This window comes from Mycobacterium sp. NPDC050441, from assembly GCF_040655355.1.
Taxonomy (GTDB): domain Bacteria; phylum Actinomycetota; class Actinomycetes; order Mycobacteriales; family Mycobacteriaceae; genus Mycobacterium.
In genome coordinates this window covers 400270-419333 of record NZ_JBFAJS010000004.1, presented here as the reverse complement: position 1 = coordinate 419333, position 19064 = coordinate 400270, and the positions used below count along the sequence as shown (strand labels likewise).

At 64.1% G+C, this 19064-nt stretch carries 19 protein-coding genes; 8 read left to right on the top strand and 11 right to left on the bottom strand.

Annotation, left to right across the window (positions count from 1 at the left end):
• The first annotated feature begins 80 nt into the window (after positions 1–80).
• The 3 genes from AB0I14_RS14920 to AB0I14_RS14910 all read left to right on the top strand — a co-directional run bounded on the left by AB0I14_RS14920 (position 81) and on the right by AB0I14_RS14910 (position 2819).
• Positions 81–659 carry a helix-turn-helix domain-containing protein gene (locus tag AB0I14_RS14920; RefSeq protein ID WP_358022380.1) on the top strand — a complete coding sequence of 193 codons (579 nt, stop codon included), beginning with the start codon at positions 81–83 and terminating at the stop codon, positions 657–659.
• 58 nt (positions 660–717) lie between these two features.
• Positions 718–1425 (top strand): SDR family NAD(P)-dependent oxidoreductase, encoded by a 708-nt coding sequence (locus tag AB0I14_RS14915; RefSeq protein ID WP_358022378.1) that lies wholly within the window; start codon positions 718–720, stop codon positions 1423–1425.
• Positions 1426–1667: 242 nt separating this feature from the next.
• The gene (locus AB0I14_RS14910; protein ID WP_358022862.1) at positions 1668–2819 is read left to right on the top strand and encodes an MCE family protein; all 1152 of its coding nucleotides are present in this window, start codon (positions 1668–1670) and stop codon (positions 2817–2819) included.
• 6 nt (positions 2820–2825) lie between these two features.
• Here the strand turns inward: AB0I14_RS14910 and AB0I14_RS14905 are convergent, their stop codons facing one another.
• The 4 genes from AB0I14_RS14905 to AB0I14_RS14890 all read right to left on the bottom strand — a co-directional run bounded on the left by AB0I14_RS14905 (position 2826) and on the right by AB0I14_RS14890 (position 5361).
• The gene (locus AB0I14_RS14905) at positions 2826–3023 is read right to left on the bottom strand and encodes a DUF1761 domain-containing protein (RefSeq protein WP_358022376.1); all 198 of its coding nucleotides are present in this window, start codon (positions 3021–3023) and stop codon (positions 2826–2828) included.
• A 163-nt stretch (positions 3024–3186) separates the two neighbouring features.
• Positions 3187–4113: a DMT family transporter gene (locus AB0I14_RS14900; RefSeq protein ID WP_358022373.1), complete on the bottom strand. Its 927-nt coding sequence runs from the start codon at positions 4111–4113 to the stop codon at positions 3187–3189.
• A 113-nt stretch (positions 4114–4226) separates the two neighbouring features.
• On the bottom strand, positions 4227–4535 hold the full coding sequence (locus tag AB0I14_RS14895) for a hypothetical protein (RefSeq protein ID WP_358022370.1): 309 nt from the start codon (positions 4533–4535) through the stop codon (positions 4227–4229).
• Positions 4536–4653: 118 nt separating this feature from the next.
• Complete coding sequence (locus tag AB0I14_RS14890) at positions 4654–5361, bottom strand: histidine phosphatase family protein (RefSeq protein ID WP_358022367.1); 708 nt, start codon at positions 5359–5361, stop codon at positions 4654–4656.
• A gap of 74 nt (positions 5362–5435) precedes the next feature.
• Here AB0I14_RS14890 and AB0I14_RS14885 point away from each other — a divergent pair, with 74 nt between their 5' ends.
• Both AB0I14_RS14885 and AB0I14_RS14880 read left to right on the top strand, forming a co-directional pair.
• Positions 5436–6050 (top strand): class I SAM-dependent methyltransferase, encoded by a 615-nt coding sequence (locus tag AB0I14_RS14885; protein WP_358022859.1) that lies wholly within the window; start codon positions 5436–5438, stop codon positions 6048–6050.
• 28 nt (positions 6051–6078) lie between these two features.
• Positions 6079–6897, top strand: a complete 819-nt coding sequence (locus tag AB0I14_RS14880; RefSeq protein ID WP_358022364.1) for a DUF2127 domain-containing protein — start codon at positions 6079–6081, stop codon at positions 6895–6897.
• On the opposite strand, the gene AB0I14_RS14875 is transcribed toward AB0I14_RS14880, so the two are convergent.
• Complete coding sequence (locus AB0I14_RS14875; protein WP_358022362.1) at positions 6806–7672, bottom strand: helix-turn-helix transcriptional regulator; 867 nt, start codon at positions 7670–7672, stop codon at positions 6806–6808. The two genes, AB0I14_RS14880 and AB0I14_RS14875, sit on opposite strands and share 92 nt — an antisense overlap.
• A 25-nt stretch (positions 7673–7697) precedes the next feature.
• Between AB0I14_RS14875 and AB0I14_RS14870 the strand changes: the two genes are divergently transcribed.
• The gene (locus AB0I14_RS14870) at positions 7698–8960 is read left to right on the top strand and encodes an amidohydrolase family protein (protein ID WP_358022359.1); all 1263 of its coding nucleotides are present in this window, start codon (positions 7698–7700) and stop codon (positions 8958–8960) included.
• 2 nt (positions 8961–8962) lie between these two features.
• Here AB0I14_RS14870 and AB0I14_RS14865 read toward each other — a convergent pair whose 3' ends face one another.
• Together AB0I14_RS14865 and AB0I14_RS14860 are read right to left on the bottom strand one after the other, a co-directional pair.
• The gene (locus AB0I14_RS14865) at positions 8963–9454 is read right to left on the bottom strand and encodes a hypothetical protein (RefSeq protein WP_358022356.1); all 492 of its coding nucleotides are present in this window, start codon (positions 9452–9454) and stop codon (positions 8963–8965) included.
• The gene (locus AB0I14_RS14860; RefSeq protein WP_358022353.1) at positions 9451–10656 is read right to left on the bottom strand and encodes a cytochrome P450; all 1206 of its coding nucleotides are present in this window, start codon (positions 10654–10656) and stop codon (positions 9451–9453) included. Before AB0I14_RS14860 ends, AB0I14_RS14865 begins: the two co-directional genes overlap by 4 nt.
• Before the next feature lie 183 nt (positions 10657–10839).
• Here AB0I14_RS14860 and AB0I14_RS14855 point away from each other — a divergent pair, with 183 nt between their 5' ends.
• Positions 10840–12450: a tetratricopeptide repeat protein gene (locus tag AB0I14_RS14855; RefSeq protein ID WP_358022350.1), complete on the top strand. Its 1611-nt coding sequence runs from the start codon at positions 10840–10842 to the stop codon at positions 12448–12450.
• A gap of 18 nt (positions 12451–12468) precedes the next feature.
• Here AB0I14_RS14855 and AB0I14_RS14850 read toward each other — a convergent pair whose 3' ends face one another.
• Together AB0I14_RS14850 and AB0I14_RS14845 are read right to left on the bottom strand one after the other, a co-directional pair.
• Positions 12469–13071 carry a metallophosphoesterase gene (locus AB0I14_RS14850; protein WP_358022347.1) on the bottom strand — a complete coding sequence of 201 codons (603 nt, stop codon included), beginning with the start codon at positions 13069–13071 and terminating at the stop codon, positions 12469–12471.
• Positions 13068–13853 (bottom strand): nucleotidyltransferase domain-containing protein, encoded by a 786-nt coding sequence (locus tag AB0I14_RS14845; RefSeq protein ID WP_358022344.1) that lies wholly within the window; start codon positions 13851–13853, stop codon positions 13068–13070. Before AB0I14_RS14845 ends, AB0I14_RS14850 begins: the two co-directional genes overlap by 4 nt.
• A 125-nt stretch (positions 13854–13978) precedes the next feature.
• Between AB0I14_RS14845 and AB0I14_RS14840 the strand changes: the two genes are divergently transcribed.
• Positions 13979–14566, top strand: a complete 588-nt coding sequence (locus AB0I14_RS14840) for a hypothetical protein (protein ID WP_358022341.1) — start codon at positions 13979–13981, stop codon at positions 14564–14566.
• A gap of 133 nt (positions 14567–14699) precedes the next feature.
• Here the strand turns inward: AB0I14_RS14840 and AB0I14_RS14835 are convergent, their stop codons facing one another.
• Together AB0I14_RS14835 and AB0I14_RS14830 are read right to left on the bottom strand one after the other, a co-directional pair.
• Complete coding sequence (locus tag AB0I14_RS14835; RefSeq protein ID WP_358022338.1) at positions 14700–16436, bottom strand: ABC transporter ATP-binding protein; 1737 nt, start codon at positions 16434–16436, stop codon at positions 14700–14702.
• Complete coding sequence (locus AB0I14_RS14830) at positions 16433–19006, bottom strand: ABC transporter ATP-binding protein/permease (RefSeq protein ID WP_358022336.1); 2574 nt, start codon at positions 19004–19006, stop codon at positions 16433–16435. The genes AB0I14_RS14835 and AB0I14_RS14830 overlap by 4 nt, the downstream gene beginning before the upstream one ends.
• Positions 19007–19064: the final 58 nt, after the last annotated feature.

Genomic DNA, 19064 nt, shown 5'->3' with positions numbered 1-19064 from the left:
CCCTACTTTACGATCGACTAGTAATCTCCTTTACGATCGTAAAGGACATTTTGTCGCAGCGCACACGAGAGGACGCACCGATGGACACCGCCACGGCCGAACCGGCCAGCGTGAACACCACCCGAGCGCGCCTCGTCGAGGCGGCGGTCCGGCTGTTCACCCGACACGGCTTCGCGGGGACATCGCTGCAGATGATCGCCGATGAACTGGGCTTCACCAAGGCCGCCATCTACTACCACTTCCGCACCCGCGAACAGCTGCTGGCAGCCGTCCTGGACCCGGTGCTCGCGCAGCTTCAGCGGATCGCCGAGGAGGCCGAGACGCACCGCGGCGTGCACGCCCGGGCCGACCGCATGGTGCGCGGCTACGCCAATCTCGCCGTCCACAATCGGGCGTTGGTCGCGGTTCTGGCCGGCGATCCGAGCGTGGACGAAGCCCTGCGCACCCGGCCCGAATGGGACAACCTGATCGACCGCCAGTTGGCACTGCTCGCCGATGTCGATCCCGGCCCGGCCGGCGCGGTCAAGGCCGCGATGGTGTTCGCGGGAATCGCCGGCGGCGCCGGCGTCGCCCCGCCGGATCTACCCGATGAGCGGCTCCACCGCCTCCTGACCGATGCCGCGCGCCGCACCCTCGGCCTGCGCGCCGTCCGGCGATGACGAAACACATTGCGATTCAGAGCTTTACCGAAGTACACGGCTTACCGAAAGGAACGAGATGACAGTCAAGACAGCATTGGTCACCGGAGGTGCATCCGGAATCGGCAAGGCGATCGCCGACCGGCTGGCCGCCGACGGATACCAGGTGGCGACCCTCGACCTCAATGCAACCGACGACCCGCACTCGTACGCCGCAGACGTCACCGACCGGGCCCAGGTCGATGCCGTCTTCAAGGCGGTTCGCGAGCAGTTGGGCCCGGTCACGATCCTGGTCAACTCGGCCGGTCTCAGCGATTTCACGCCGTTCACCGAACTCACCTTCGAGCGTTGGCAGAAGGTCGTCGACGTCAACCTCAACGGGGTGTTCCACGTAGTGCAGGCCGCGCTCCCCGACATGATCGCCGCGGGCTGGGGCCGCATCGTCAACATCTCCTCGTCGAGCACGCATTCGGGCGTGCCGTACATGTCGGACTACGTGGCCGCCAAGTCCGCCGTCAACGGGCTGACGAAGTCGCTGGCCCTGGAATTCGGCCCGGCCGGGATCACTGTGAACGCCGTACCGCCGGGTTTCATCGACACGCCGATGCTGCGCGCCGCCGAATCTCGCGGTGAGCTGGGCGACATCCAGAACACCATCGACGCCACCCCGGTGCGGCGGATAGGGCGGCCGGAGGACATTGCAGCAACGTGTTCGTTCCTCATCTCGGAGGAGGCCGGCTACATCACCGGCCAGGTCGTCGGCGTGAACGGCGGCAGAAATACCTGATCAGCGCTTACGCTGTGACGGGGGTCTCCCAATGTTGGCAATTTGATGTTCGCCGCATTGGGCGGCTTGTAGTTGCAGTTGTCTCTAGTTATTTGCGACAGTTTTGCTCCTAACTAGCTGGCTGCGTCAAATATGTCGGAGGTTTGCGCGTGGCCTCATCCACCGCGACGGTGCGGGACCGCTTCGAACAGCGGTTCAAGCACTGGCGGTACGACCCGCCGTACAAGTCCGCGTGCGCGGGCATGGTCATCCTTGTGGTCGCGGTGTTGGCGCTGACGTGGATGCAGTTCCGCGGGGTATTCGAGGAAAAAACACAGCTCACGGTGTTGTCCAACCGTTCCGGTCTGTCGATGGACCCGGGCTCGAAGGTCACCTTCAACGGGGTGCCGATCGGCCGGTTGACCGCCGTGGACGTCGCGGAGGTCGAGGGCGAGCAGCAGGCCCGACTGACCGTGGACGTGAAGCCCAAGTACCTCAAGCTGATCCCCGAGAACGTGACCGCCGAACTGAAGGCCACCACGGTGTTCGGCAACAAGTACATCTCGTTCGTCGCACCGGACAATCCGTCGTCGGCACGCGTCGACCCGGACACGCCGATCCGCGCCAAGGGCGTCACGACGGAATTCAACACGCTGTTCGAGACCATCACCGCGATCTCCGAGCAGATCGACCCGATCAAACTCAACGAAACCCTGACCGCCACCGCCCAGGCCCTCGACGGCCTCGGCGACAAGTTCGGCCAGTCGATCGTCAACGGCAACGACATCCTGGCCGACCTCAACCCGCGGATGCCCCAGATCCGCCGGGATATCTCCGGTCTGGCCGACCTGGGCGAGGTCTACGCCAACGCCGCCCCCGACCTGTTCGACGGCCTGACCAACGCCGTCACCACTGCCCGCACCCTCAACGAGCAGCGCGGCAACCTCGACCAGGCCCTGGTGGCCGCGGTCGGCTTCGGCAACACCGGCGGCGACATCTTCGAGCGCGGTGGCCCCTACCTGGTCCGCGGCGCCCAGGACCTGCTGCCGGTCAGCGCGATGTTCGACCGCAACAGCCCAGCGCTGTACTGCATGTTCCACAACTACGCCCTGGCCGCCCCGAAGTTCGCCCAGCAGACCCGCAACGGCTACGGGTTCGAGCTGCAGGACTTCCTGGTCGGCGCACCCAATGCGTGGGTGTATCCGGATAACCTGCCGCGGGTGAACGCCACCGGCGGGCCCGAAGGCCGGCCCGGCTGCTGGCAGCCGGTCACGAAGGACCTGTGGCCGGCTCCGTATCTGGTGATGGACATCGGTGCATCGATCGCGCCGTACAACCACTTCGAACTCGGCCAGCCGCTCGTGTCCGAGTACGTGTGGGGACGCCAGATCGGCGAGAACACGATCAACCCCTAGCGCTCGCTAGAAGAGCCCGATCACGAAGCTCATCGCGAGGAAGAGCGCGAGCTGATACGCGGTGTTGATCGCCGTCAACTTCGGTGGCTTGAGTTCGAATGCGTTGTGCTGAAACAGCGTCGTCGCCGAGAACGCCCGCCATGCTGCGAACCCGACAACGAGTGCGAGCCAGACCGAGTGGATCCCGGTGGCCGAAACGGTCACCGGCGACCACCATGCCCGCCATCAGGGCGAGCGCGACACTGAGCCAATTGATCTGCATGTCGAGGCATCCTGACTGTTGATTGACCGAGGATCAAACCGGTCCGCACGCCACCGCCGCCGCCACAGACCTGCGCAAAGTGTTCCGGCGAAACGCGCCGAAAACCTAGCGGTCCTCGCCGGCCGTCTGGATGTGCGGCACGGCGGCCTTGCCTTCGAGTTCGGCCTCGAGCTTCTCCTCGTAGGCGCCCTCGTCACGGCCCAGTGCGATGGTGGCCGCGGCCATCGCACCGACCGCCACGGACAGGGCCACCGGTTCCCAACCGGTGATCGACAGGTGCTCGCCCAATACGACAGAGCCGAGCACCACGGCCACCACGGGCTCGAGCACCAGCATGGTCGGCACCGAGGTCTGCAGCGATCCGGCGTGAAATGCCGACTGCTGAAGCAGCGTCGCGATCACTCCGAGTGTCACCACCAGGTAGAGGGCCGGCGTGGTCAGCACGGCGAGCACGCCGTCCACGGCGATCGTGTGCATCACGATCTTGGTCAGCACGGCGACCACGCCGAACATCACGCCCACGGCAAGTGCCAACAGCACCGCGCGGCGCCAGTTGGTGCTCCGCGTGGCGGCCAGGACGCACAGGCCGACGGCCGCTGCGCACACGATGACGACGGTGACCGTGGTGGCCACAGATACCCCGTAAGTCCCGGTGCTGGCCCTGGCCAGCGCGACGAACACGGTCAACGCCCCGGTCAGTAGCAGGGCCCAGGCCCATTCGGCGCGGCTGACCTTCCGGTGGGCCAGCCGGGCGCTCAAGGGAAGCGCGAACAACAACGCCGACACGAGCACCGGCTGGACGAGTAGCAGCGAGCCGAACCCGAGTGCCAGCGCCTGGAAAACGTACCCGGCCACCGCTGACGCGGTTCCCGCCCACCACAACCTGCGGCGCAGCAGGGTGCGCAGCATGACCGTGCTGACGCCCTTCTCGGGCGGAACGTCCATGGTGGCGCGCTGTCGCACCACAATGCCGACAGCCGCGAAAACCGCTGCGCACAGGGCGAACAGCACCGCAAGACTGTTGCCGAGCAAGCCTCGTCAACCCCTCCCGGGCCGATGTGTCGACCTCTCCAGAGGGAGAAGGCCAGTGCCCTCCAACCGTAGAGCGCTGACGGTTGCCGCGCCGCCCGGGGTTGGACCGGGCGCTAGACCACCTGCAGATGCCGCTTCGGGGGCTCGTCGGTGGTGCCGGCGGATCCGGTGAATGGGGTGTCGGGGGCCGACTGCGGTTCGGGGGCAATCTTGTCGTTGACGCTGGCCACCGCGTGGTCGACGCGGTTCACCGCGGTGTCGCACAGGTCGCGGACCCGGCCGCTGGCGGTCTCGACCTCGTCGGCTGCACTGCGCAGGTAGCCCCTGAGGTTGACCCGGAGCCGCTCGCCGGCCCTGCGTGCCCGCAGTCGGACCCGGTCGTCGACCTCGACGGTCACGTATGGCAACAACCGAAACCTCATAGCCCCGCTCCCATCTCCGCTTGCCTTGGCTCACAGTATCCGCGCCCGGGCGTGGTGCCACCCAGACGTGACCGGCGCCGCATTCCGCCAGTTTATGGCCAGCGGATCACACCGGTAGCTAGCTTCCGGCCCCGTCCCAGTCGGTCAGCGTCCAACCGTCGGTCGGATTGCCCTTGATCACCACGTAGCCGGTGTTGTCGAGCGGGTGCTGCATCAACAGTTGAGGATTGGGATTACGGACGTTCATCTGGACCCACAACATGATGGCCGCGCCGTGCGAGTACGCGACGGGATCGTCGTCGCCGCTGTCATAGATCTGCTGCACCGCCCCGTCGAACCGGGCGTCGAACTCGTTGCCGTCGATCGAGCCTGGAATACGGGCATTCCGGTCGCCGCGCAACCACTGCTCCGGCGCTGCGAAGTACGTCTGCACCGCGCTCGCCTCGGGCTGGCCCTCATAGATGCCCGCCTCGACCTCGTGAAGGCCGGGCAGCACGGTGATCGGCTCACCCAGCGTGTCGGCCATGGGCTGGGCGGTCTGCTGCGTCCGGATCATGGTCGAGGCGAAGATGCCGTCGTAATGGTTCGGCGCCAGCCGCTGTGCGCTGGCGACGGCCTGCGTCCGGCCCAGATCGGTGAGCGCCGGGCCCGGTGTAGAGCTGTCGATGAGTCCCGAGGCGTTCCCCGCCGACTGGGCGTGACGGACAAAGGTCAGGGTGATGGAGCGGTAACCACCTGCGGCCGCAATCGGCGCCAACAGCGTGGCAAGGACAAGGGCGATGGCGGCGGACAGCGGGAGTGCTCGTAGTTTTCGCACACCGGCCATAATTCACCCTTCGGCGTAGGTTCGTTAGCGTGACTACTCTCAACGACGCCCGCGTCGCGGGCGCGCTGGACCGGATGTACGCCGCCTCCGACGAGCAGTTCAAGAAAATGCGCGAGGACGGCGCCCGCAGGTTCGCAGATTTGTCCAACGCGACCGCACAGGAACGTGCGGATGCACTCAGCGACATCTACATGCCGGTGACGCGGGAGGCCGGCCGGTTGTTGTACTCCCTGGTCCGGGCCACCAAGCCCGCGATCGTGGTCGAGTTCGGGATGTCGTTCGGCCTCTCGGCCCTGCACCTGGCATCGGCTGTGCGCGACAACGGGTCTGGGCGGGTCTTCACCACCGAGTTGAGCGCCACGAAGATCGCCGCGGCCAAGCAGACGTTCGCCGAGACCGGTCTCGACGATGTCATCACCGTGCTCGAAGGCGATGCGTTGGAGACGCTGAAGTCCGTGACCGGCGACATCGGCTTCGTGCTGCTCGACGGCTGGAAGGAGCTCTATCTGCCGGTGCTCGAGCTCCTCGAGCCACAGCTCACCACTGGCGCGTTGCTGGTTGCGGACAACACGTCGATGGCCGACACCCAGCCGTACCTGGACCACGTCCGCGAGCCCGCCAACGGGTATGTCAGCGTGAACTTCCTCGCGCGCGACAGCGACAGCATGGAGCTCAGCTGCCGGGCCTGACGCACCCCGCAGCGCTACGGTGCTGACCATGGTGGATTTCGCCCTGCGGTCATGCGGGCTACGCGGGCACGCGACGTTCGCCCCCGATGAACCGGAACTGCGCGACCGGTTGCGCATAGACACCCCCGTCGGAGAGGCGTGGCGCTGCCTGAGGTGCGAGACGTTTGTCGTCGGCCCTCCCCGCGGTCACGGGCCTGCCGACACCGCACCGGAGATCCCCCGCGGCCGGCTGCTGCGAGACCGCACCATCATGCGGCTGCTCGCCGCCGAGCGGGCGGTCCGCGGCATCGTCTTCGTGCTGCTGGCAGTGGGCATCCTCAAGGTCCGTGCGTCACGGAGTCAGCTGCAGGACGCCTTCGAGAAGGACATTCCGCTGATGCGGCCGTTGGCCGACCAAATCGGTTGGAACATCGATGATTCCAAGATCGTGCGACACATCGGCGAGGCATTCACCCTGTCGTCGACCACCCTGCTGTGGATCGCCGTCGGCGTCGCCGCCTATGCCCTGATCGAGTTCACCGAGGCCGTGGGACTGTGGCTGATGAAACGGTGGGGCGAGTACTTCGCGGTGATCGCCACCGGCGTGTTCCTGCCGCTGGAGATCTACGAGCTCACCGAGAAGGTGACCGTCCTGCGCCTAGGCGCACTGGTGATCAACCTGGCCGCAGTGATCTGGTTGCTCTGGAGCAAAAGGCTTTTCGGGATCAACGGCGGCGGCGAGGCCTACCGCGCCGAGCATCACACCGAGAGCCTGCTCAGTGTCGAGCGGGCCGGGTTGGCTGCTCCAGATGTTCCTCACGTGCGCGGTACCGATACGCCGACGGAGTCTCACCGCAGAACTGGCTGAAGCACCGGGTGAACGAGCTGAGATTCTCGAATCCCACCGCCGTCGCGGTCGCCTGCACCGACTGGTCAGGGCCGGCCAGCAGCGCCATGGCCCGCAGCATCCGGGCATGCAGAAGGTAGGTCCGCCAAGAGATCCCGATCGTCTCGGCGAACAAGCGCCGCATCGTCCGTTCGGACACCGCCACCGCCCGGCTGACGTCCTCGGCCGTCACCGAGGCGAGGTGCTCCTTGGTGTACGCCAGCGCTGCAGCGACGATCGGATGATCGGTGGTCGGCAGGCTCAGCGGCGCTTCGTGATCGAGCGCTTCCACGACCAGGTTGGCCAGGGTCCGGAAGAACGTGTCGGATGTGTCGTCGCCATGGGTTCGGTCGACCGGCCAACGCAGCCCGTAGATCATCATTTCGCGGATCAGCGGTGAGACCGCGATGATCCTGGCGCGGTCACCGGGGTCGGCAATCAACTGCGCATCGAACATCACCGCGACAGTCTTGACGTCGGGGTTCATCACGGCCTGATGCTGCAGGCCGGCCGGAATCCACGCGGCCTGCTGCGGGGGCAACAGGTAGTGAGCGGCGTCTGTCTCCACCTCGACCACGCCGTGCAGCGCGTATTCGATCTGATGCACCTCGTGCGAGTGCCACCCGGTGATCAGCCCGTCGCCTTCATAGAGGTAGCTGCCGGCCAGTGCGTGGCCGCCTCGGCGCAGTTCGATGACCGGCCTGGACATGTTGGCCGATTGAGTCAAACCTCTGTCCGAAAGTGCAGAGACGGTCACACCGTCCGAGGGTACTAGTTGAATCATGCAGACCGACGACCTGATCCTGATCAGCATCGACGACCACGTCGTCGAGCCGCCCGACATGTTCCTCAACCACGTGCCGGCGAAGTTCAAGCCCGAGGCACCCATCGTGGTGACGGACGACAAAGGCGTCGACCAGTGGATGTATCAGGGACGCCCGCAGGGCGTGTCCGGACTCAACGCCGTGGTGTCGTGGCCGGCCGAGGAGTGGGGCCGCGATCCGGCCGGGTTCGCCGAGATGCGTCCCGGCGTGTACGACGTGCACGAGCGGGTCCGCGACATGAACCGCAACGGCATCCTCGCGTCGATGTGCTTCCCGACCTTCACCGGGTTCTCCGCCCGGCACCTCAACATGACACGTGAGGACGTCACGCTGGTGATGGTGTCGGCCTACAACGACTGGCACATCGACGAGTGGGCGGGCAGCTACCCGGATCGGTTCATCCCCATCGCGATCCTGCCGACGTGGACTCCCGAGGGGATGTGCGCCGAGATCCGCCGCGTGGCCGCCAAGGGCTGCCGCGCGGTGACGATGCCCGAATTGCCACACCTCGAGGGTCTGCCGAGTTACCACGATGAGGACTACTGGGGCCCGGTCTTCCGGACGCTCTCGGAGGAGAACGTGGTGATGTGCCTGCACATCGGCACGGGCTTCGGTGCGATCAGCATGGCCCCCAACGCCCCCATCGACAACCTGATCATCCTGGCCACCCAGGTCTCGGCGATGTGTGCCCAGGATCTGCTGTGGGGTCCGGCGATGCGCAACTACCCGGACCTGAAGTTCGCCTTCTCCGAGGGCGGAATCGGTTGGATCCCCTTCTATCTGGACCGCAGCGATCGGCACTACACGAACCAGAAGTGGCTGCGCCGGGACTTCGGCGACAAGCTGCCGTCCGACGTGTTCCGCGAGCACTCACTGGCCTGCTACGTGACCGACAAGACCTCGCTGAAGCTGCGCCACGAGATCGGTATCGACAACATCGCGTGGGAATGCGACTACCCGCATTCCGACTGCTTCTGGCCCGACGCACCCGAGCAGGTGCTGGCCGAGCTGAATGCCGCGGGCGCAAGCGATTCCGATATCAACAAGATCACCTGGCAGAACTCGGCGCGGTTCTTCGGCTGGGATCCGTTCGGGTTGACTCCACGGGATCAGGCCACCGTCGGTGCATTGCGTGCCGAGGCCGCCGACGTCGACACCTCGATCCGCCCGCGCGCCGAATGGGCCCGCCTCTACGAGCAGAAGCAACTCTCCAAGGCCTGACCTCAGGCGCGCAGGATTACATCGCCGGCCTTCGCGACCACCGAAGTGAAGGCCTCGGCGATGCCCACCTCATCGACGGTGAGATGGGCGGCGGCAATGGCCAGTGTCTTGAATGCCCGCGCCGCCGCACTCAGGTTGTGTCCGAATACGTGGTTCTGGTCCGGGGATTCACCCCAGACCAGAACCTCGGCGCACCCCGTGGGGAGCTGTTGACCGTCACCCGAAATCGCACGGGCGTATGCGTCGGCTCCCATGACCAGGACGCACTGTTCCTCGTCCGGAAGGCCCGGCGAAGTCACCGCGTCGACCAGCTCGGCGCCGAGGATCTGCACCGGCCGAACGTCGCCTTCCTGCGAAAGCTGCACGCTCACGCGCCAACCGCTCATCGTCCGATCGACGATCAGTCCCCCGGCATTCGTGGCCAGTTCGGCCGCATCCCGTGCCACCACGTGCATGCGATATCCGACTGTGCCACACGCCTTTTCGCTCTTCATCGCAGCACCCGCACCGGGACGTGCGCCCATCCGGCGACGTTCTGCATACTGACGCGCTCACAGCGGTCCCAGGCCACCTCGTAGCGGGGCATGAAGTCCAGGAGCTTGTCCAGGGCAATGCTGCATTCCAGTCTGGCCAGCGCAGCGCCGAGGCAGCTGTGGATCCCGTATCCGAATCCGAGGTTCTGAGCCGCGGTGCGGTCCCGGTCGATGTCAAAGGCGTCGGGGTCCGTCCACGCATCGGGGTCACGGTTCGCCGAGCCACCGACCAGGAACACCGGCTTACCCTCGGGAATCGTCACACCGTGCAGGTGAATCTCACGTTGCGATCGCCGCACGTTGTATTGGGCCGGAGCCTCGTAGCGCAGCAGCTCCTCGATCGCAGCCGGGATCTTGCTGCGGTCCGCGGCGAGGCGCTGCCATTGTTCGGGATGGCGGGCGAACATCACCGTGGCCGCGCCCACCAGCTTGGTCACCGTCTCGGCTCCGGCACCGCCGAGAAGGGTGGCGAATCCGGCGATTTCGGAATTGCGCAGGCGGGTCAGCTCGCCGTCTTCGCGTTCGATCTCGGCGGAGATCAACCTGCTGATCATGTCGTCGCGCGGCTCGGCCTGACGCTGTTTGATCAGGTCGTAGTACAACAGCCAGGACTGGGCCATCGCCTCGATCCCGGATTCCGACATCTCGATCTGGCCCGATTCCCGGTGCAGCGAGGCATCGATCCACAGCCGCACCTGCTGGCGCGATTCCGGCGGTACCCCCAGCATCGTGGTGATCACCTCGACCGGGAAGTACGCCGAGAAGTCGGAGACCACATCGAATTCCACCGGATCGACGGCGGCGAGGTAGCGATCGATCTGCTGGGCCACCATGTCCTGCAGCGCGCTGATCGCCCTGGGGGTGAAGACCTTGTTCACCAGGCTGCGCATGTGCCGGTGCTCGGGCGGATCCAGCGAGATGATCATCTTCGCCGGTGCCTTCTGCCCCGTCCGGACCATGGCGAGGTCCACGCCGTAGGCCGACGAATACGTCTCGAAGTCCTTGAACGCGGCCGCCACATCGACGTGCCGGGTCAGCGCGTAGAAGTCGTACTCGGCGCTGTAATAGACCGGGGCTTCCTCCCGCATGCGCCGATACGTCTCATACGGGCCATTGAAGAAATCCGTCGAGAACGGGTCGAACACCACCTGCGATGTCGTCACCACAACCTCCCGCCAAGTACCGCAACCGGCCCCGACATCATTGCGGGACGCCCAACTGTAATGGTTACAGTAGGTTGGGTTCAAGTATCCGGTCGGCTAGTACGCGGTTGGGGTCGCTGATTGTTGCGCGACCGCAGCAGTATGTAGATTCGGCTTGTTCAGATCGCTGTTATCTTGACGCTCATGCCGATTTCGCTGTCCGGACGCAATGTCTTCCTAGCTTCTCCGGGTGACCTGGCCTCGGAGCGGCAGGTGTGCAGGGATGTTGTCCGCTCGTTCAACGAGAGTCGAGCGAACCTCGACGGTGTTCACTTCATGGTCCGCGCGTGGGAGCAGATGCCTGGAGGTATCGGGCGCCCCCAGGGACGCATCAATGCAGTTATTGATGATTGCGATTTCATGATTCTAATGTTTGCCGAGCGATGGGGCACCGCCCCCGCGACTGCTGGGCTGTACTCGTCGGGTACAGAAGAGGAATTCTTCCGCGGCGTGGAGTTAATCGGCCTTTCAGAGGCTTCCATGCGCGATATTCTGGTGTTGTTTCGGACTGTCGATGCGTCGAGATTGCGCGATCCTGGTGACGAACTTAAGAAAGTTGTAGCCTTCCGAGGCGCGCTCGAAAAATCGCATGTGCTCACCTACAGTAGTTTCGATTCCATTGAGAGCTTGACTGTGGCAATCAATTTAAAACTTGCCGAATGGGCTAAACCACTTGAGGATCGTGAAGTTCGTCGTATCGCGATATCGCTGTCGGAAGAGGTGGCCGGTACGCAAGAGGGGCAGAGCCCGAGCGAGTTCCTGCAACGCGCACTTGAGTTGTGGAAACAAAGTTTATACACGCAAGCTGAATCAGCTTTCTCCCACGCAATCGCGGATGGTAACCCAGAAGCGATGTCCCGCTTTGCAAGTTTTATGCGCAGGACCGGACGGCCAGAGAAAGCGATAGAACTGAATAAGCAGCTTCTTGGGGATCCGAATTTACTCCGCCGAAATGACGCGGAAGCGATCGGTTATAGAGTGAAATCGCTGGCAAATCTGGGCATAATTTATCGCAAGAAGGGCGATCTCGCCCAATCTCAGCGTGTGCTAGATGAGGCAGTAAAGACCGCAAATTCTAGTCCGCAAGTCATCAATAGACAACTCTGTTATGCTCTGGATAATTACGGTTTCACCCTAATGAAACTGGATCGTCCGGAAGATGCGGTAGAACAGTTCGAGGAAGCCAAGAAACTCCGCACTAATTTCGGATCCGAACCCGCCGATATTGCTCAATCTGAAATCAATTTGGGCCGAGCAAAGTTATTTCTACAGGAATATGAGGCCGCGGAAGTCAATTTCAACAGTGCTCTTGATATCCTGCCCGAGGGGGCCCGTGACAGTCCTCTGAGGGCAAATGCACTGGCAGGTTCTGCCGAGGCAAGAATCCGTGCCCGTAGAACGGAGGGGGTGGGAGAGCTCCTCTCGGAGGCGCTGGAGACGAATCAAACACTAATGAACTCGGATGGCGTGTCGATTTGCATGGGTCTGCAAGCGCGTCTCGCACTTGCTAGTGGTGACATCGGAGGTGCCCAGAGTCTTGCCGAGCGGTGTCAGGAGGAGAGTGAACGTGCGCTGAATCTCGGCGGCCGTGCTACTGCTGCATGGCTTTTGGCTGAGGTTGCTTCGGCAAAACAACGCATCGACGATGCAAAAATGCACCTCAAAGAGGCTCGTGAACTATCGCGGAATGACCCTGATTCCTTGTTCAAGCTGGATCTTGATTCGACCGCGGCAAAATTGAACGTGGACGATTGATTGTTGGGCATAATGGCTTTATTCATCCCAGGGCGTCGATTGTATCCACTGTCGGCTTGGCCAAAAGAAGCAGGTAAGCCGGCCTCCGCTGAGCGTTCCGCATCCGGTGTCAATTAGTGCGGCGCGATCGCTTATTAAAGGAGTGATAGTGGGCCGAGGTGCGTGGCCGCAGACCTGGAATTTCGACCTGGCGGACCCTAGCGAGGTTAGCTCATGCGTGGCAAATACGCCGCTGGCATCGAATATGGGTTGCAGGTTGTTCAGGAAGATTAAGTGCTCAGGTGGCACCGAACTACGAAATTGTGAAAGTACATCGGGTTGAGGCAACGCTTCAATATAGCTTCTTACGGTCGACGCACCCCCCATCCTCAAGAATTCATCGAAGCCGGGCCCCTCAAGAGACCTCAGCAGGCTCTGGTCGTGGTTGCCGGACAGGAATGTCGATGGGATTTCCTTGTTGAGCTCAACTAGGTATTCGATAACTTCTCTCGAATGTGCGCCGCGATTTACATAGTCGCCCAAGAACACTAGATGGGTGGCGATATGTTTTGCCTCACCGATTACTTCGTGGAGTTGTCGGATGCAGCCATGAATGTCACCTACGAAACCGTACTGAATCATAGAATGACCTTCGGGATCTCAGCGTACGGTAGGTTATCGTCTTGGCCTAATACCAGAAGTGCCAAGTAGGACACTTCCCGATCGGTATCCCAGGAGCCAACGATCAAAGAGTGAAGTGAATAGTGCTCATTACGCGATATATATCCCAGGACTTTCACTATGCGATGCTTTAGATCTTCGAATACCGTCATCGAGGGTTCTGGATGAATGCTGGAATGAGACGACAATATCGTCTCTAAGGCGGGATCGTTGTAGCGAATTGCTAACTCCCTGATCGAGAAGCATGGCTCTCCTTCGCGGATCGCGGATGCGTAGATAGCAGTCCGCAAGAGATACCGTGCGAGTCGGCAAAATCCGCCTATGTATGTGTAGACCTCCGCGTCGGGCGAGTCGAGTACGGCTGAAAGCCGGCGCAGACGGTCCAATAGATCATTGGGATCGGGCCGACTGAACTGGTGCAGAATGCATTGGAGCGTTCCGCTCGAATCGGTAAGAATTATGCCATCGCGGGCCAGATGCATTCCAAAAAGCGTCGAGCCCGCGCTCAGGAGCTGATCTGGGGTATATCCTGACACGCTCACTCGGTCGCCGTGTGAGGATCTTGCAGGCTGTTCGGAAAGGATCAGAATATCTAGGTCGGATGTTGGTTCTGCCTCGAGACGTGCCCAACTGCCGTAAAGGAGCGCGCCTATCATTGGCACGTCGGTTAGCTTCGTTGCTAGCTCAGCAATCAGTTGATCGGGAACGTCGAGCGAGCGAAGCTTGATGGACAATTCGTCCAAGTTGTTCAATCTATGTCTCTATTTCTTGTGACTGGTTGATACGGACGCGCCTAGCCTGCAATGCAGATCTTAGAAGTGGGTGGTATCCCAGGGAAGGCTTCGAGCAATCGTGATACACCAAGTGCATGCTTGTTAGCAGCATCACGGCGCATGTTGCCCTCAGCGTAGTGCTCGCGGCAGAGGAGCCGACCAGTGCTGACTGGTGGCAGGTCGGCGTAGGTGCGTTTGGCGCCATATCGACCTTCGTAGTCGCGACAGCAGCTTGGCTTACGTCCAGGAGGGCCGCGAAAACGGCTGAAGCTGCCGCGCTGTCCGCGCAGGCGGCGGTGAAGACGGAGAAGGACGCATTGGAATACCACCGACAGACCGCCGAACGAGCGGACCGGCTGACAATTGTCGAGGATTTGCTGCGACTGCACAACCACCTAGAACTGATCAATGACGGCACATCGGCGTCCACGTGGTGGTGGGATCTGGAGGCGAAAACTGCAGTGGCGGCTGATAAGAACGCTTGGCGTCCCATTGCGGATTTATGGCAGCTTGCCAAGGACCGTTACGCGGTGACCAACAAGGCGCGAGACCCTGCGTTTCGTGGCGAGTTTAAGGCGCACCTCTTCGCTTGGGCGCATTCGCCTGGCCAGATTCTGCCGATATACGGGTGGATCAGGACGCAGCGTGCGGAACTTGGCACTGTCGACGAGGCGTCACGCTGAGACTCGGACGGTGCTCAGTCGGGTCGTCCCCTGCAGAGGTTCGTAACAACTCGAAGAGAACCAGATAGGCTCCGCCACCGACCTTCGCGCAACTGACGGTGTCATCCAAAACCTCAAAAGCCCACGCCGACGTCTAGTGCGTGATCTGCCAGTCGGCGGCCTCGCGCTGCTGATTCCAGAACTCGTCAAACCGTCCGCGCGCGGCCAGCAGCTCATCGATGCTGCCGTCCTCGACAACCTTTCCGCCGTCGAGGAACAACACCCGGTCCGCGTGCCGGATGCTGGCCAGGCGGTGCGCGACGATGACGCGGGTTCGCGACCTCTCGTCGGCGGTCAGGGCATCGACCACGGCGGCTTCGTTCTCGGTGTCCAGCGCGCTGGTCGCCTCGTCGACCAGCAACACCGGTGCCGGTTTGACCAGGGCGCGGGCGATACTGACCCGCTGACGCTCGCCGCCCGACAGTGCCGTTCCGGCTTCACCCACCTTGGCGCCGTCACCGTCGGGCAACCGCGCAGTCAACTCGTCCACCCGGGCCAACCGCGCCGCGGTGGCGAGCTGCCCGGCATCGGCACTCGGGTCGCCGACCAGGATGTTGTCCCGGATCGACCCATCGAACAGGTAGGGATGCTGGAACACCACACTGGTTGCCGCCCTGCGGGTTTCGGCGTCCATCTGAGCCGTGTCCACTCCGTCGATCAGCACCCGGCCGGCGCTCGGGTGATGCAGCCCGGCAATCAGCGACAGGATGGTGCTCTTGCCCGATCCGGACGGGCCGACGATCGCGGTGGTGCCGCCGGGTTCCAGGACGAAGCTGGCATCCTGCAGCACCGGGGTATCGCCGTAACCGAAACTCACACCCTCGAATTCGATGCGGGGTGCGGTGTTCGTGGCCAGCGTGGCGGTGCCGGTCGCCATCACGGGGGCGTCGAGTACCGCGCGAATCCGGCCGAGCGTGGCCCGGGTGGATTCGATCGCCGGGGCCAGCTCGGACAGCGAGGTGAACGGCTCGAGATAGCGCGCGGCGACGACGATCATCGCGATCGCCTCGGGAACCCCGAGGGTCCCCCGCACCGTCAGTGCCGTGGCCATCCCGGCCAGGATCAGCAGAGCCAACTGGCTGGCGAGGCTGAACAGCAACTGTCCCGGCACCTGCATCAGCACCAGCCGCATGCTCGCACCGTGCTGTGCGGCCAAGGCGTCGCCGACCATGCTCCGGGCCGGCTCCACCCGCCGGGCGGCGCGCAGTGCCTGCTGGGTGCGGGCGAACTCGATGATGCGTTCGGTGAACGCCCGGTTGGTCTCGTCGGCCACCGCGTCGGCCTTGCGGCTCAGCCGACCCGAGACCCAGAACGCCCCGAGCAGGATCACCACACCGGCCAGCGCGGCCAACCCCAAGGGAACCGAAATGAACAGCAGTGCAAGCGCAATGGCTGCCGGCAGCAGAATCGCCCCGATCAACGGGGTCAGGAGGTTGACCACCATGCCGACCAGTTCCGGCCCGGTGGCCGCGATCGCCTGACGGGCATTGGCGGTGTTCGCCCCGCCGTCGCCACCGAGCCAGTCCATCCGGATACCGGGCAGCCGGTCGGCCACGTCGTGTTGGGTGTGGTCCAGCAGCGCGAAGCCGAGGTCGAACCCGAGCCGTGAAGTGGCGGTGTCGACGATCCAGCCGATGACGGTCGCGGCGGTGAGCCAACCCAGCCACGGCAGTGCGTCGCGCGGCGCCTCGCTGAACAGGGCCGCCACGAGGGGGACCAACAGCACCGTGCCTGCAGCGCGGATCACCACCGAGACCAGGGTGAGAGTGGCGTAGAGGCCGACCCGGCCGCGGCGATCAGCCGGGATGAGGGTGATCAGGGTGCGGATCATCGTGCGGCCTCTCCTGCGGTGACGGCGTCGCCGGGGTGCAGCGACTGTCCGGTCTGCCAGAGTTGGTGGTAGCGACCGCCGGCGGCCAGCAGTTCATCGTGGGTGCCGGCTTCGGCGATACGGCCGCCGTCGAGCACCACGATCTGGTCGGCATGGGTGATGGTGTGCAGACGGTGCGCGATCACCAGCACGGTGCGGTCCTCGGTGAGCCGGTTGAGTGCCTGCTGCACAAGGTATTCCGATTCCGGGTCGGCAAAGGCGGTGGCCTCGTCGAGGATCAGCACCGGGGTGTCGGCGAGGATGGCCCTGGCGATGGTGAGCCGCTGCCGTTCACCGCCGGACAATGCCGACGACGCGCCGAGCACCGTCTGATACCCGTCGGGTAGCCGCAGTATCCGGTCGTGGATCTGGGCGTCGCGCGCGGCCTGCTCGATCCGGTCGAGGCCGGCGTCGGGGTCGGCCAGCGCGATGTTCTCGGCCACGGTGCCGGCCACGAGCTGGGTTTCCTGCAGCACGAAGCCGACCCGGCGGTACAGCTCGTCAGCCGACAGTGCTCGAATATCTTTGCCGTCCAAACGGATCGATCCCGAGTCGACATCGTGGAAGCGAGCCAGCAGCGCGGCGAGGGTGGACTTGCCCGACCCCGACGGACCGACCAGCGCGGTGACCGTGCCCGGACGCAAGGTCAGCGACACGTCCTTGATCACCGGGACACTCGGCCGGTACCCGAAGGTCACGCCGTCGAACACCACCGCAGCCGGGGCGCCCGGCTCGCCCGGTTGCTCGAGCAGCGCCAGGTCCGCCTCGTCGAGCGCGTTCTGGAGGCGTCGCGCGGCCAGCATGCCACCGCGAATCCCGCCGAGCCCGTAGCCCACGCCCAGCAGCCGAACCCCGAATGTGGTGCCCAGCAACAGGAACGGCAGCAGGTCGACGGGGGCCATCGAGCCGCCGATGATCATCGGGGTGCCGACGGCGGCGATCAGCCACAGGAAGGTACTGGGTCGGGTCACCAGGTCCATCAACGACTTCTTGCCGGTGAAGGGCCGCTGCCAGCCGACCAGGAAGCCGATGTACTCGTCGAGGCGGCGGCGGAAGCTCGACGATGCGGCGCCGCCGAACACCCGGACGACGGGCTGGCCCTCGAGGTAGGCACCGGCCTCCCCGCTCATCCGGTCGGCCCACCGTTGCGCCTGACCGATCTTGGCGCCGGACTGGATGGTCATCACCGACATCAGCACCAGGTAGGTGAGCACGGGGATGAACAGGACCAGGGCCAGCCGCCAGTCGACGGTGAACAGGTAGACCAGCACGGCCACCGGGGCAACCACCGCCGCAACGGCATCCGGGATCGCATGGGTCACCAGATAGTGCAGCGACAGGGTGTCGTCCTGCACCAGTTGCTTGATCGAGCCCGACCCGCGCGCGGTGAACCAGCCCAGTGGCAGTCGGGCCATCTTGGTCAACAACCTGGTCCGCAATTCACGAGCGAACTGCGCGTCGAGGCGGTGCAGCCACAGGGTCAGGCCGGCACCCAGCAGCGCGCCCAGGCCCAGCAGCCAGACCGCGGTCAAACCGAGTGTCCACAACCGGGATTCCTCGGCGCCGGCCAACAGCAGTCGAGCCAATTCGACCAGCAGCACGAACGGGGCCAGCTGGATCAGGGTGATGAGCGCCTGCAACACACCCGACACGATCAGCGGGGTTTTCAGCGGGGACAGCAGACGCCCCGCGCCCTGCGCTCGCCAGGTGCCGCGTGCGGGCTCAGCGGGGGCGGGCTCAGCCACAGCGGTTTCCGACTCGGCCGGGGTGACGGGCTCGGCGGCTTCGGTGCGATCGGTGCCCATGGCCCGGCCCTCGGTCCAGTAGGCCTGGGCGTGCAGTTCGGACTTGGGAAAGCCGAACTCGTCCCGCAGCCGCGTGCGCAGATGTTTGAGCGAGCCGGCCTCCGGCGTCACCCAGCAGTACCAGTCCGACCAGTCCCGGGCCTCGATGGCAGCGGCCAGTGATGTCGTGTCGTGGCGCTTGACCCAGTGGACCCGCAACCGTGGATGCTCGGCGATCGGGATGAGCAGGTCGTTCTCGTCGTGCTGCTCCAGGTAGGCCTCGATCGGAATGTCGTGCGGTAGAACGCCGATGATTCCGTTGATGGCCGGGATGGCCGCCGCATCACCGATCAACAGGTATCCGGCGGGCAGATCCTCGGGCACGGTGAATCCCGTCGAGCCCAGGGCCATCACCGGGATGGTGTCGCCCGGCTTGGCGGTCCTCGCCCACTTCGATGCCGGGCCGGACGGCTCGTGCAGCACCACGTCGACCGCGAAATGCCCGGTTTCGGGATCCATTTCGGACATGGTGTAGCCCCGCTGGAACTCGGTCTTCGAGCCGTCAGGGTCCGGAACCCAGAAGCGCAGGTACGACGTCGGCTCGGCGACGGCGTCCTCGAACACCGTCGGCGACACCATGCGCAGCCGCAACATGTTCGGAGTCAGGTAGGTGGTCTCCACCACGGTCGCCTGGTGATCGCGCGCGCCGAAGCCGCGCATCATCACTCCCTGAAATCCGCGTGCCATCAGCGGTCCTCTCCTTTGGCGGTCAGCTCCGCCACGATGTCGGTAATCGGCCTGCCGG